The sequence below is a fragment of the Streptomyces griseochromogenes genome (assembly GCF_001542625.1).
Taxonomy (GTDB): domain Bacteria; phylum Actinomycetota; class Actinomycetes; order Streptomycetales; family Streptomycetaceae; genus Streptomyces; species Streptomyces griseochromogenes.
On the sequence record NZ_CP016279.1, the window covers coordinates 6,826,093 to 6,839,333 of the forward strand.

General features: G+C 68.9%; 11 protein-coding genes. 7 read left to right on the plus strand and 4 right to left on the minus strand.

The annotated features are described in order from the left end of the window. Positions 1-152: 152 nt before the first annotated feature. The 4 genes from AVL59_RS29245 to AVL59_RS29260 all read left to right on the plus strand — a co-directional run bounded on the left by AVL59_RS29245 (position 153) and on the right by AVL59_RS29260 (position 5,838). Positions 153-2,231, plus strand: a complete 2,079-nt coding sequence (locus AVL59_RS29245) for a DUF4139 domain-containing protein (protein WP_067310289.1) — start codon at positions 153-155, stop codon at positions 2,229-2,231. 7 nt (positions 2,232-2,238) lie between these two features. Then, positions 2,239-3,801: a DUF4139 domain-containing protein gene (locus AVL59_RS29250; RefSeq protein ID WP_067310292.1), complete on the plus strand. Its 1,563-nt coding sequence runs from the start codon at positions 2,239-2,241 to the stop codon at positions 3,799-3,801. A 551-nt stretch (positions 3,802-4,352) separates the two neighbouring features. Continuing rightward, positions 4,353-5,027: an SGNH/GDSL hydrolase family protein gene (locus AVL59_RS29255; RefSeq protein WP_067310295.1), complete on the plus strand. Its 675-nt coding sequence runs from the start codon at positions 4,353-4,355 to the stop codon at positions 5,025-5,027. A 169-nt stretch (positions 5,028-5,196) separates the two neighbouring features. Next, entirely contained in the window at positions 5,197-5,838 is a 642-nt protein-coding gene (locus AVL59_RS29260; protein ID WP_067310298.1) for a TetR/AcrR family transcriptional regulator, read from the plus strand. 93 nt (positions 5,839-5,931) lie between these two features. Here the strand turns inward: AVL59_RS29260 and AVL59_RS29265 are convergent, their stop codons facing one another. The 3 genes from AVL59_RS29265 to AVL59_RS29275 form a co-directional block, all read right to left on the minus strand. Continuing rightward, positions 5,932-7,335, minus strand: coding sequence for an MFS transporter (locus tag AVL59_RS29265; RefSeq protein WP_237281714.1), 1,404 nt, complete (start codon positions 7,333-7,335; stop codon positions 5,932-5,934). Between the two features lie 794 nt (positions 7,336-8,129). Next, positions 8,130-8,459 (minus strand): hypothetical protein, encoded by a 330-nt coding sequence (locus AVL59_RS29270; RefSeq protein ID WP_067310304.1) that lies wholly within the window; start codon positions 8,457-8,459, stop codon positions 8,130-8,132. Positions 8,460-8,602: 143 nt separating this feature from the next. Next, positions 8,603-9,052 (minus strand): ester cyclase, encoded by a 450-nt coding sequence (locus tag AVL59_RS29275; RefSeq protein WP_067310306.1) that lies wholly within the window; start codon positions 9,050-9,052, stop codon positions 8,603-8,605. A 123-nt stretch (positions 9,053-9,175) separates the two neighbouring features. Here AVL59_RS29275 and AVL59_RS29280 point away from each other — a divergent pair, with 123 nt between their 5' ends. Next, the gene (locus AVL59_RS29280; RefSeq protein WP_067310309.1) at positions 9,176-9,865 is read left to right on the plus strand and encodes a TetR/AcrR family transcriptional regulator C-terminal domain-containing protein; all 690 of its coding nucleotides are present in this window, start codon (positions 9,176-9,178) and stop codon (positions 9,863-9,865) included. A 127-nt stretch (positions 9,866-9,992) separates the two neighbouring features. Here AVL59_RS29280 and AVL59_RS29285 read toward each other — a convergent pair whose 3' ends face one another. Beyond that, positions 9,993-10,913 carry a class I SAM-dependent methyltransferase gene (locus AVL59_RS29285; protein ID WP_067310312.1) on the minus strand — a complete coding sequence of 307 codons (921 nt, stop codon included), beginning with the start codon at positions 10,911-10,913 and terminating at the stop codon, positions 9,993-9,995. 390 nt (positions 10,914-11,303) lie between these two features. On the opposite strand from AVL59_RS29285, the gene AVL59_RS29290 reads away from it, so the two are divergent. Together AVL59_RS29290 and AVL59_RS29295 are read left to right on the plus strand one after the other, a co-directional pair. Beyond that, positions 11,304-11,756 carry a hypothetical protein gene (locus tag AVL59_RS29290; RefSeq protein ID WP_159400120.1) on the plus strand — a complete coding sequence of 151 codons (453 nt, stop codon included), beginning with the start codon at positions 11,304-11,306 and terminating at the stop codon, positions 11,754-11,756. A 259-nt stretch (positions 11,757-12,015) separates the two neighbouring features. After that, positions 12,016-13,227 (plus strand): L,D-transpeptidase, encoded by a 1,212-nt coding sequence (locus AVL59_RS29295; protein ID WP_237281934.1) that lies wholly within the window; start codon positions 12,016-12,018, stop codon positions 13,225-13,227. Positions 13,228-13,241: the final 14 nt, after the last annotated feature.

A 13,241-nucleotide genomic window follows, 5' to 3' on the forward strand; every position in this document is an offset into this window, starting at 1 on the left:
AGGTGGAGGCAGCCACCGTCGAGGCGGTCGAAGCCGTGAGCAACCGGCTCCGCTGGTGTCCCCGCGGCGGGGAAGGGCATGGGGGTCCTATGAGTTGGGGGAACCGCTCGGGCTAGGCTTCGCTCGGCACGGACGCGGCGGGGGCGGAGCACATGACGGTCGGGACAACACAGAGGTGGGGGTCGTCCCTCGATTCGGTCGTGGTGTACGCGGAGGGCGCCATCTGCCGCCGCCTGACCCGGGGCAGCGTGCCGTCGGACGGCCGGGTGCGGGTGACGGGACTGCCCCGCTCGCTGGACCCGGGCTCACTGCGGGCCCGCGTCCTGCGCGCCCCCGGGGTACGCGTCACCGGGGCCCGGGTGGAGGTCGAGGCCGAGCCGCTCGGCACCGGCACGCCGGACGAGTTGCGGCGCGAGGTCGAGCGGCTGCGAGACGAGTGCGCGGCGGCGCAAGGGCGCCGGGACCGGCAGGTCAGCCTGATCGAGGAGGTCAGGGCTCTGCGCCCGGTCCCGCCGACCCGCAGGCGCGAGGACCCGCACCGCCGCACCCCGGTCGACGCGTGGCTGAAGCTCGCCGACTTCGTCGACGAGCGGCTGACCGGACTGCACACCCGCCTCGTCGAGCTGGAGGAGGCACTGCGCAACGTCGAGCACGAGTTCACCGTCGCCACGGACAGACTCGCCCGCGCTTCCACCGACGCACCCTCGGCGCATGTGCGGACCACGGTCTGCGCGGTCCTGACCTTCGACGGCACCGGTGACGTCGAGGTGGAGCTGGCGTACGGGGTGCCGGGCACCGTCTGGGTGCCGGCCTACCGCCTCATCCACCGTCAGGGCGACGGCAGTGGGCGTCTGTTGCTGCGCGCCTCGGTCGCCCAGCGCACCGGCGAGGACTGGACCGGCGTACGCATCGGCCTGGCCACCGCCGACCTGCGGCGCGGCACCGACCTGCCGAGACTCCGTTCGCTCCGGATCGGACGGAGTCAGCCCGCCCACACGCCCTCTGGCTGGCGCGAGCCACCGGCGGGGCTCGCCGACCTCTTCGCAGGGTACGACGTGGCAGGCCCTCGCCCTGTCACCACCGCCGCGCCCGTGGCTGTCGCAGGCGCAGGCCCCGTTCCGCCACCGCCACCGCCACCGGCACCGGCACCGCCACCGGCACCGCAGGGCTACGGTGGGCCGCCCGCCGCGTTCCCGGTGCCCGGCAGCGCGGACGGCGCCTCCCCGGAGGTCTTCGGCGGCGGGACGCCCGACTTCGCGCAGCCGGTCCAGGCGCGACCGGGCCGCGGACCGCATCCCGGGGCCAGGGCCTTCGCGGCCCCCGTCGCCATGGCACCTGCGGCTCCTGGCCGTGCTGCGCCGCCACCGGCATCGGCACCGGCGCCGGCGGCCGGTCCACCGAGGCCGAGCGGTGCCGAACTGGATTACGCCTCACTCGTCCTCTGCGGCCCCGACGAGCAGGGAGGTCGCAGAGGCCGGCTGTTTCCCGGCTCTCCCTTCGACCCGGTCGCGGCCGAGTACCGCCGCCGTGCCGAAGCCGTGGCCGCTCTGCCGCTGCCCGGACACGCCGTGCGACCCCGGGAGTCGGCGGGTTCCTTCGACCACCGCTTCGACGCCACCGCCCGCGCCGACATCCCGTCGGACGGCACCTGGCACACCGTCACCGTCGCCGAGATACCGGTCGGTCTGCGCACCGAGTACCTTTGCGTGCCGTCCGTGGAGCAGACCGTGTACGCGACGTTGGTGCTCTCCAACGCCACCGACCAAGCGCTGCTGGCCGGGCCGGTAGAGGTCACCGTCGACGACGACTTCCTCCTGACCGCCGCCCTGCCCACGCTCGCCCCCGGCGGTGTCCGCCGGGTGGGGCTCGGGCCGGCCGAGGGCATCCGGGTCACCCGCCGTACGAATCTGCACGAGTCGACCTCAGGCATGCGCAACAACACCACCGTGCTCGATCACCGCGTCCACGTGGAGCTGGCCAACCGGCTCGCCAGGCCCGTGACCGTCGAGGTCCACGAGCGGGTGCCCGTCACCTCCGATCCGGACGTCCGGATCGAGGAACGGGCCGACTGGACGGCACCCGGGGAGGGAGCGGGGCCGGAGCACCATGCCCCGGGCACCCGGGTCTGGCGGCTCGACCTGCCCGCCGGCGGCACCGCCGCCCTCGATGGTGGCTACGAGATCCGCATCCCGGCCGGCAAGGCCCTGACCGGCGGCAACCGCAGGAGCTGACTCACCCATGTCCAAGGCCCCTGAGCCGATCGCCCTCCCCGTCACCGCCGTCACCTGCCTGGAGGATCGCGCCCACATCGAGCGCGCCACCGTGCTCGACCTTGCCGCCGGGGTCCAGCGGCTGCGTCTCGGGCCGGTCAGCGCCCTGGCCGTCGACCGTACCCTCCATGCCGAGCTGATCGCCGATCACCCGGCGACCGTGCTCGACGTGCGGATCGTCCGCGACTGGACACCGCGCGGGCCGCTGCCGTCCGCGGACCACGACTCCGCCCTGCGCCACCGCGTGCACGCCCTCGAAGAGGAGCGGATCGCCTTGGGACAACGACGCGATCGGCTGCATGCCCGCCTTGACCTGCTCGGCCGCCTCACCACCGATCTGCTGCGGGAGATCGGCGAAGGCGCCGGCCACGGGGAGATCGAAGGGCCGCGCTGGGCCCGCGAACTGGACCGGATGGACCACGAGCGCGACTCGTACGGCGAGCAACTCCGCGCTGTGGAGGCCCGGCTGGCCGCCCTCGCCGTCGAACTCGGGGAAGCCCAGCGGGCCATGGACCTCTCCGAGGAGGAGTCCGCCGAACTGGTCGGTCATATCGAGCTGACCGTGGAGTCCGCAGTCGCCGCGCCGGTCGGGTTGCGTCTGAGCCACCTCACCCCGTGTGCTCTGTGGCGGCCCGCCTACCGGGCCGTGCTCGACGGGGACTCCCTGACGCTGGAGACCGACGCGATGGTCTGGCAGCGCACCGGCGAGGACTGGTCGGACGTACGGCTGACGCTGTCCACGGCGCGGTCGGCGCTGGCCACCGATCCACCGCGGCTGGTCGAGGACCGGCTGACGCTCGAGGACCGCTCCGCCGCGGAGCGCCGCACGGTCGACGTGGAGCTGCGCGAGGAGGAGATCGGGGACCTCGGCCCGTCCCCGGTGCTCGGCCTGCCGGGGGTGGACGACGGTGGCGAGGCGCGGGTGCTGCACTCCCACGCGCCGGTCTCCGTGCCCGCCGACGGTCGCGCCCACCGGGTGCCGCTCTCCGTCTTCACCACGGCCGCCGGCAGCGAGTACGCCTGCTCACCCGAGCTGTCTCCGCTGGTCACCCAGGTGGTGCGGTTCGACAACCTGTCCGGCCACGCGTTGCTCGCCGGGCCCGTGGACCTGGTCCGCGACAGCGGATTCAGCGGCCGCGGCACGCTGGCCTTCACCGCCCCCGGCGCACCCGTGGAGCTGGCCTTCGGCAGCTCGGACGACCACCGGGTGGTCAGGGAGACCGAGGAGTCCCACGGCACTGCCGGAATCACCCAGCGGACCGTGGTCACCCGCACGGTCCGGCTGCACCTGTCCCGGTTCTCTCCCCCCGGTGCGCAGGGCGAACGGGTGGTCGTCCTCCGGGAACGGATCCCGGTCTCGGAGGTCTCGGCGGTGCATGTCCGGCTGCGTGAAGAAGCCTGTTCCCCGGCGCCCGACGTGGTCGACGCCGAAGGCATCGCCCGCTGGGACGTCGCCCTCCCGCCCGGTGGCCGCCGCACGGTCACCCTGGTCTACGAGCTGTCGGCGAGCGCCAAAGTCACCGGGCTCTGAGCTCGGCGGTCCACCGCGCGCCTGCTGCCAGTGACTTGATCCAGCATCCTCGCCCCCTCGCGCGAACCTCTGGTTCCGCGACCGTACCGCCGCCTCGCCGTACGCGTAGCAGCTGGATGAAACCGGCCCGCACGGCTGCGTGACCGCCTGCGCCGACCGAGCCGAGGCCAGGCCGGCCGACTGGGCCCACGGGACCGACCTGGCCCAGAGCGAAGGACAGATCGGACGCCTGCGCAGGGCCGCGATCTCCCGCGTGGCTGCCCGCACCCTGCGGCGGGCTACGGACGCGACGCGGATGTGGTGCTCCTGACCAAATGGGCGGCCGGGCAGCTCTTCGCAGACGGCTCCCCGAAGCTCAGCCGGCGGCAGAACACATGGAGCACCAGGCGGCGGAACTTCTCGGCAGACGGGATGCGGCCCAGCCGGTCGGGATCGGCCCCTCTGCACTTCTCATGCCGTCATGGCACCAGGAGCCCTGACACCTCGTCATCTCGCATGCGTCAGGCCGCGTCGATGTTGACTTTACATACGGCCGACCGCATTCTTTGATAATGACTTCGACATCCTTCACCGAGGAGACCGACCCGTTCTGCCTGGCCACAGTCGATGCTGCGGCAATGCTGTTCGATGCCCCCTGGCAGCGCTACGCCGTGATCGGGGACAGCCTCTCCGCAGGGACGGGAGACAAGAGCGTCGGCTACGGGGACCAGGGCTGGTCCGATCGATTCGCGCACATCCTGCGGCAGGTGAGGCCTGATCTGGCCTACCTGAACACAGCGATCATCGGTGCCACGACGGTTGACACCCTCGACCACCAGATGGACAAGATGCGGGACTTCGCCCCGGACCTGCTGCACATCCCGTGCGGCGCCAACGACCTCCTGCACCGCTCACCGGATTTCGGGGAGATCGAGCAGAACATGCGCAAGATGTACGATCTGGCGGCTGAGACGGGTGCGCAGCTCACGACGTTCACCCTGGGGCGCTCCTACGTCGTGCCGGTCTTCTCCGACTGGACGGAGCGTGTGCTCACCCTGAACGACCTCACACGCGCCCTTGCCGACGAGTATGACGCCGTCGTCGTCGACATGTGGGATCACCCCGTCAACTCCCGGGAGAACCTGCTGAGTGCGGACCACATCCACTTCTCCACGCAGGGCCAGGCCGTCATGGCGAGCGAGATGGTCAAGGCACTGGCCGCCACCCTGGCTCGCCGCACGCTCTGAACGCCGGTGCGGCAGGACGAGGGGGAAGGTTGACGTGATGTGGTGAAGGACCGCACTGGTCGAGCCCCGAGCTCGGCTCCGGACAACTCCACCTCCGAGTCATCCACCTCGATGCGCAACGGTCCAAGCACTCTGATTCTCAGGGCCGACAAGAGGTACGATCGACCGTATGGACACTGGGGCGCGAATGTTGGTCACGCGGGCAGACACGGTGTCGATCACTGACAAGCGCCTGCTCAAAGGGGCACGAGCGCGTGAGACCGCACTGCGGCGCGCCGTCGACATCGCCTCCCTCGACGGGCTGGACGACGTGAGCTTCGGCCGTCTCGCGACCGATACGGGCATGAGCAAGGCGGGCATCCAGACCCTCTTCAGGTCCAAGGAAGTACTCCAGCTCGCGACCATCGATTATGCGCGCGAAATGTTCATCGACGCGGTCGTCCGCCCGGCGAGGGAAGCGGCTCCCGGAGTCGACCGGCTGCGCTCTCTGATCGAGCACTGGATCGAGTACGCCAAAACCCCGCTGTTCGAAGGCGGCTGCTTCCGCGTCGCGAACATCGCCCGTTTCGACAGCAAGCCGGGAACGATCCGCGACGCCCTCCTTCACAACCAGAAGGAATGGCTCGACACCATCGCGAAGGAATTGCGAAACGCTGTCGGATCCCATGAGATCGCGGAACTCGACATCGATCTCGCGGTCTTTCAGATCGATTCCGTGCTCTGCGCGGCCAACACGGCTCTGCGCCTGGGAGACGAAGACGTCGTCGCCAAGGTTCGCCGCACCGTGGAGAATCTCCTGAAAGCGGCCTGAACCTACCCTCCTGGCACTGGGCCGTGCGGCACAAGAGGTGCCGGCGCCTCCCGGGACTCGCTGCCCCAAGGCACCGGCACCTGTTGCACGTAGTCAGGCCTTCGTCTGCGGCGTCTTCGGCAGGAGGAACACCAGCAGGGCCGCGAGCGCCGCGATGGCGAAGGTCGTCAGGGACGTCAGCGCGAAGGCGTGTCCCGCCGCGTGCGCCTTGTCACCCGAGGCCGCGCCTGTCTGAAAGGAGTGGAAGAACACCGCTCCGACGACCGCCACGCCCAGCGCGGCGCCGACCTGCTGGGCGGTGGACAGCGAGCCCGAGGCCATGCCCGCGGACTGCGGATCGATCCGCGCCAGGACCGTATTGAGCAGCGGAGTGATCAGCAACCCGCCCCCCACGCTCTGCAGCATCAGGGTCGGGACGATGAGCAGGGGCGTCAGACGCGGTCCGGACAGCAGGACCACGGCGGTCGTCAGATAGCCGACCGCGAGGACGACCGCACCGACCTCCAGTACACGGCGGCCGTACTTCGGGACGATCCGTCCGGCGATCAGGCTGCAGACGAAGAAGGTCACCGCCGCCGGCGTGTAGACCAGTCCGGAATCAAGGGCCGACATGCCCAGCCCGTCCTGCATCGAGACGGACAGCGACAGGTAGTACGAGGTCAGAAGCGCGTACACGGCGAGGACGAGGACGATGCCGAGCGAGAACGAGCGCTGCGCGAAGAGTGACAGCTTGATCAGCGGCTCACCCCCGCGCCGGTCGACCGCTCGCTCCAGCGCGACGAAGAGCGCGAACGCCACCGCGCTGCCCGCGAAGCACGCCCACGTCCACCAGGGCCAGCCCGCGTCCCGCCCCTGGATGAGGGGATAGGTGAGCAGCAGCAGGGCCGCGCTGAGGGCCAGAACGCCGGGCACGTCGAGCTTGCGGGTCTGCTCGGCCCGCGACTCCGGTACGCACTTGAGGGCCAGCAGGATCGTGGCGATACCGATGGGGACGTTCACCCAGAACACCGAGCGCCAGTCGGAGCCGAAGAGATTCGCGCCGATCAGGAGGCCACCGACCAGCTGACCGCTGACCGATGCCATGCCGAGGACGACCCCGAGCACGCCGAAGACACGATGCCGGTTCCGCTCGGAGACCGTCAGCGTGATGACGGCGAAGACCTGCGGAACCATCAGAGCCGCGCCGAGACCCTGGACGATACGGGCACCGATGAGCACGCTCGGATCGCCTGCCATGGCGCAGGCGATGGACGAGAGCGTGAAGACCGCCGTTCCGATGATGAAGACGCGCTTGCGCCCGTACAGGTCCGCGAGCCGGCCGCCAGTGATCATGAAGACCGCGTAGCTCAACTGATACCCGGCGAGGACCCATTGGAGCTGGCTCGCGGTCGCCTTGAGATCGGTCTGGATGGCTGGGCCGGCCACGACGACGATGTACGAGTCCAGGATCGCCATGAACATACCGATCATGACGGTCGACAGCGCGGCCCAAGGCACCGCTTCTCCTGGACCTGGCTGCGCGCTGGGCGCCGCCTTCAGTGTGCGGCTGGCATTCGACATGTGAGGCATCCCTTTCGCGGCAAGGCGCACTGGCTCAGCGGTCCCGAGCCCCACCAAAGAGTACGGACGACCGTATGTTCACTTCAATCGATTAACCCCTGAGTCAGCAGGAACACCTCCGGACCGGACCGGCGGGTGGCCCGCCGGCAGGCGGTGCCGGCACCCGGACAGGACCGACGGTTGACGCCCTGGCGATCGAAGAACCAGCTGTGACAGCCCCCGAGTTCCACACGGACCGCGACAGCCTGGCGTGCAGCCGGCCGTCGAACCGCTGCCGCACCTCGGAGCGGGCCTCAAGGCGGGAGGGCATGACGCGACGGGCCCGCATGACCTACGGCACCACTCCCCCGCCCCCTCCTCAACAACTGTGTGCAGGGCGCGGGTTACCTCCAGTGGGATGTCGGCACCCGCCGATCGCACGGTGGGCCGGCGACCCGCCCCTCACCCGCCCAGGGCCCTGACCTGCCCCGTGGATTCAGTACGACAGCCCAGGACTGGCGTCCCGCCTCGTCGATGGGATCGGACACCCAAGGTGTGCCCACACCCAACTCGACCGTCCCGCCCGATGTGCCTTCAATTCCCGTAGGCATGGGGCGCTTTGATGTCTGAAGTCGTGGCGTTCCGTGACACTGCCGACCATTGGCTGGAGGCATTCCGCAAGCCCACCCAGCGCGCCATGGCCGCCGTCTTCCAGGGCTTCAGCGAGGACGAACTATTTGAGCAACGACCGGTCAGACCAGCCGGCTTCCCGAACCCACCGAAGGGAGCTTCACATGACGGCCGGCATGTCCGTTCGGGACGTCGTCAGGGCCCACTACGGCACCCGGTTCGGCGGTGACGTCCTCGCCGCCGCCGCACTGATCCCTGGCTGCTTTGTCTTCCGCAGTCCGTTCATCACTTCTCACAGCCCGGACGGCCATCTCGACGGCCTCGAAGGGCTCCTGGGCATCGTCACCGGCGTCGATTTGATCAGCGAACCGTACGGCGAGAACGACGCCGCGTCGGTCTACGACATCCACACCGTCGAAAGCGTCGGCATCACCCGACGCACGGCCGAGCACCTCCGACTCGACGCTGCCCCGGTGGGCCAGGGCAAGCGCGGCGAACGGGGATCGACAGCAGTTACCGAGGGGCGCCGTATCTCACGCGAGTGCGAGCTCCGTCCCGACGACAGGTGCGGCGCGCACCTGCCCAGTCCGCTGCTTCAGTCCTCGCTCGGCCAGTCCCAGCCGAGCTGGAGGAACATGCCGAGACGGTCGCTCACGGCACGGATCTCGGCAACCCGGCCCGCGCGTACCGTGAAGATCCAGATCTGTTCGACGTCACAGCGTCGGCCGGTCGGCTCGGGCATCCGGGGGTGATATCCGGTGTGGGCACCACGCACCCGAAGCCGTACTACGACATCGTCGCCCTCGGCGATGAGCTGCTCCACGTGAAAGCCATCGTCCGGGTGCTCGGTGCTGAACGCGGCGAGCTGTTGCCGGAAGCCCTCGATCACAGCGCCCGGCACTTCCTCCTCACCGAAAATGATCTTGTTGTGGTCGACCACGTCCGGCGCGAGGTATTGCACCCAGTCCTGGCTCGTCCGGTCGTTGAGGGCGGCGATGAAGCCGAGGACGACCTGCTTGTTGTCGAGGGTGGTGGCGGAGAGCATCTCAAGCTCCTCTGATGTCGGGGAGACGGACCCAAATTCTTACAACGTAAGTATCGCTTGCGTCGATTCTTGCCTTACCTTGTAAGAAAGTCAACGCTCGGGAAGGGAGAGGTGGGGCGGCGTATGACGGCCGAGAAGCCGGGCGCACGGCGAGGCCCTGGCGAGCGCGTGGGGCTGAGCCGGCAGCGAATCCTTGACGCGGCACTGGATCTGATCGACCGCAGGGGGCTCAAGGCCCTGACGATGCGTTCGCTCGGCGAGCAGCTGGGCGTCGAGGCGATGACGCTCTACCACTACGTCCCGAACAAGGACGCCTTGCTCGACGGACTGATCGAGCAGGTGTTCAGAGCTGCCGCACCGGCGATGGACGAGTCCGCCGACTGGCGCAAGGCACTGCGTGAGTACGCGAAGGCGCTGCGCGAGGGCCTGCTGCGGCACCCGGCCGTCCTCCCCCTCGCCGCCTCTCGCCCAGCGGTCACCCAGGCGACACTCGACGACATCGAGGCGTGCCTGCGCATGCTGACGGACAACGGCTTTCCCCTCGGCCGTGCGTTGCACGCCCTGAACGCGGTGACGGTGTTCACGATCGGGCACGCCGTCATGGAGGCACAGCTTGCTGTCGACGCGCACGAAGCGGGCGGCACGGACTGGCTGGCCCAGCTGGCGACCGAGCGATATCCGCTCATCACCAAGGCCGCACGCGACCGGGCAGGCGTGGACGACGAGGAGCGCTTCGCCTTGGCCGTCGACGCGATGCTGCTCGGGTTCGACGAGCTGCGCAAGGCGGCGCAACCGCCGGGGCCAGACCTCTGACGTACGGGGTGGACAGGCATGACGCGTGCCTGAGTCCACCGGTGACTTGCGGCACTGCCAGGCCGCCTGCCCGGCCTGCCGCGGGCCGTGCCATGGCGGTCGGCGGGTACCCGCCGACCGCCATGGGTCAGCTCCGCGCCGAGCGCTTGGCCGCGCGGGAGCTGCGGATCGCGCGGGTGAGGACGGGCGGCAGCAGGTCGGCCGCGATGCGGCGGGTGAGACTGCGGCCCGGGGTGGCGGGTGTGGAAGGCCGGACGGCCGTCTGTTCCGCGACGGGCTCGGGCTCTGCGGCGTGCCGGGAGAGCGGGACGGACGGCGCCCGCATGCCCTTGGACTTGAGCCGGATGATGCGGTGTCCGGCCGCCTTCTGGACGCTGAGGTGGCAGTCCTCGCGTCCGCGTGCCATCGCCAGCAGCTCCTCCTGCACCGGGCCGGGGTCGCCCCAGGTGCCGTACAGCTTCTGTGTGCTCAGACAGATCGGGCGCAGGCCTCTGTTGAGCACTGCCTCCCAGACGGCCACGGAGACGCCGGGCGTGTGCTCCGAACGGAAGTCGTCCAAGACGACGACTCCGCCATGCAGCAGCAGGTCGTGCGCCGCGCCTATGTCGGCGTACACGTGCTCGTACAGGTGCGAGGCGTCGATGTGGACGAACCGACAGGAGCGTGACTCGACCTCTTCCGGCACCAGGGAGCTGGGGCCCTGCAAGACACGGGGCAGCTCGCCGTGGAAGGAGAGGTAGTTCTCCTCGAACGCCCGTCGGCTGAGCGCGCTGTACGACTTCGTCGACTCCGCCCGGTTGGCGTCGTCCGGTGCGTCGCCCTCGAAGAGGTCGCACACCGTGTACCGCTCACCGTCCCGGAGGTGGCTGCCGAGGAAGATCGCGCTCTTCCCCATGTACACCCCGACTTCCAGCAGATCGCCCCGTATCCCTGCGGACTCCTGGCCGGCCAGGAGCCAATCGAAGAGCGTCTGGTCCAGTACGGGGAACCACCCGGGAACGTCGTCGAATCGGCGGGGTGGTTGGGGTGCGTTTTGTGCGGCTGTCATGCGAACAGGCACTCCCTTGCGCGGACGAGCTGGTGTGGAATCGCTGCGCGCCTGCCCCAGGACGCCTGTCCAAACGTGGGACAAGATGAACGGCGGGCCAATTTCCGTGTACCGCCTACGGTCGCGGATCGGCCCGCGAGGTCTGGCGCTCATGTAGTGAGTGGCTCCGACGAGCGGCTCAACCCGGCGAGTGTCCAACCGCGTGACATCGTCGACGGACAACGGCGGACGACCGGGAACACCTGCGGTCCGTCAGCACAGATGAGAAGCACGCCACCCGAAGGCGCAGCCGCCACCCAAGTTGCTTCGTGACGAAACGGTCCATGTGGTGGCCCGCAGGCTGCGAATTGGATCGTCTTGGGTTCCGACTCAGGCGGGCAGGATGAGTGCATGGCATCGGAGTGGATCCCCCCTGTGGTCACCGGCGTCTCAGGAGCCCTAGGAGTTGCCTTCACGTGGCTCGCAGGAGCGCAGGGGAGAGCACACGCAGAGCGCATGGTCGCCCAGTCACGAGAAGCCGAGCAGCACACTTACCTACGCAAGGAGCGGCGCGATGCCTACTTCGAAGCACTCCGCGTAGCCGTCCTCGATGTGCGCCGCCTGAGGTACGAACGGGCCGGCAAGACCGAGAAGCTCCGAGAAGTCGAGCAGTACTGGACGAAGACCAAACGCATCGAGATGAGCATGGAGGCCCTCAACGCCCTGCACGCGTTCGGCAGTAATGAGGCTCGCCAGTTCGCTGAGGCGTGGCGGGTGGCCACAGAAGCCGACGACCTGGACACGATGCAGCGGCTTGTCGAGCAGTTCAGGGAACTCATGCGGGCTGAGCTCCAAGCAGGCTAGACAGGGGCGCCTCATGCCAGAACGGGCCCTTCGAGGGCTGCCACCGGCCGGCGGACGCGCCACGGGACCGTCGAGCAAGGTCTCGGCGACCCGCTCGACAATGCGTGGCCTTCGCCACAATTTGCCCATTTCTGGACAGATGCATGCCTATAAGTGATTCCAGAGCTAGTTGCACTCCTCCGGCAATCAGCTCGTAAGCACGCAATGTCCAGTGACACGGGAGAAGCGTTTGATCACGCCACGTAAACGATATACCGGGCTGGTGGCTACGGCCGGCGTACTCGGCGGCGTACTCGCAGTCACGGCCCTCGGCGGTACCAGCAACGCTGTCACCAGCGAAAACGATGCGGGGAACCACCCGAAATCGCAGACGCAGGTAAATCAGGCGGGCGCCCAGGACGCTTCCGACGCCCAAATAAAGATCACGCCCGGGCAAGGTGCCTACAACGTCGCGACCAACGGCCCGGTCAATGTCACCGTCAGCAACGGCAAGCTCACCAAGGTGACCATGACCGCCGTCGCGACCGGTGCCGAGATCCCGGGCACCCTGTCCGCGGACGGCACCTCCTGGAAGCCGAACGGCTGGCTGGAACGGGCCACCAAGTATCAGATCGCCGCAGAGGCCACGGACGCCAAGGACCGCTCCGCCAGCGGGAACGCCACGATCACCACGGTCTCCCCGGCCAACGACTTCATCGGGCACCTCTCCCCCGAGGACGGCTCCACCGTCGGCGTGGGCATGCCGGTGACGGTCAACTTCGCCAAGGCGATCAGCGACAAGGCCGCCGTGGAGTCGCAGATCCGGGTCAGCTCCAGCAGCGGCCAGCAGGTCGTCGGTCACTGGTTCAACGACAACCGCCTGGACTTCCGCCCCGAGAACTACTGGAAGCCCGGCTCCACCGTCACCGTCGAGCTCACCCGTCACGGCATCCGGAAGACGGTCACGTTCAAGATCGGCCGGAGCCAGATCGACACCGTCGATGCCAGGACGAAGCAGATGACCGTCGTACGGGACGGCAAGACGATCAAGACCATCCCGATCTCGTCCGGCAGCCCCGAGCACCCGACGTACAACGGCCAGATGGTCATCTCCGAGAAGTTCAGGCAGATCCATATGAACGGTACGACCGTCGGCCTCTTGGAGAAGGACGGCAAGCCCGCCTACGACATCAAGGCCGTACCGCACGCCATGCGCCTGACCGACTCGGGCACGTTCATCCACGGCAACTACTGGGGTGCCGACTCGGTCTTCGGCAACGTCAACACCAGCCACGGCTGCGTGGGCCTGAAGGACGTCAAGGGCGGCGGCGACGGCACGCAGCCCGCCGCGTGGTTCTTCGACAACTCGATGATCGGGGACGTCGTGATCGTCAAGAACTCCGAGGACAAGACCATGCTGGCCCCGGACAACGGCCTCGGCGACTGGAACATGCCGTGGAGCGAGTGGGTCGCGGGCAGCGCGACCCACTGACACCACGCCACTCT

Bases quoted from the DNA above. Each gene is read 5' to 3' on its own strand.
- AVL59_RS29290 (WP_159400120.1), top strand. From the start codon at position 11,304: ATGGCATCGGAGTGGATCCCCCCTGTGGTCACCGGCGTCTCAGGAGCC.
- AVL59_RS29280 (WP_067310309.1), top strand. From the start codon at position 9,176: ATGACGGCCGAGAAGCCGGGCGCACGGCGAGGCCCTGGCGAGCGCGTG.
- AVL59_RS29285 (WP_067310312.1), bottom strand. From the start codon at position 10,913: ATGACAGCCGCACAAAACGCACCCCAACCACCCCGCCGATTCGACGAC.
- AVL59_RS29255 (WP_067310295.1), top strand. From the start codon at position 4,353: ATGACTTCGACATCCTTCACCGAGGAGACCGACCCGTTCTGCCTGGCC.
- AVL59_RS29245 (WP_067310289.1), top strand. From the start codon at position 153: ATGACGGTCGGGACAACACAGAGGTGGGGGTCGTCCCTCGATTCGGTC.
- AVL59_RS29250 (WP_067310292.1), top strand. From the start codon at position 2,239: ATGTCCAAGGCCCCTGAGCCGATCGCCCTCCCCGTCACCGCCGTCACC.
- AVL59_RS29275 (WP_067310306.1), bottom strand. From the start codon at position 9,052: ATGCTCTCCGCCACCACCCTCGACAACAAGCAGGTCGTCCTCGGCTTC.
- AVL59_RS29260 (WP_067310298.1), top strand. From the start codon at position 5,197: ATGGACACTGGGGCGCGAATGTTGGTCACGCGGGCAGACACGGTGTCG.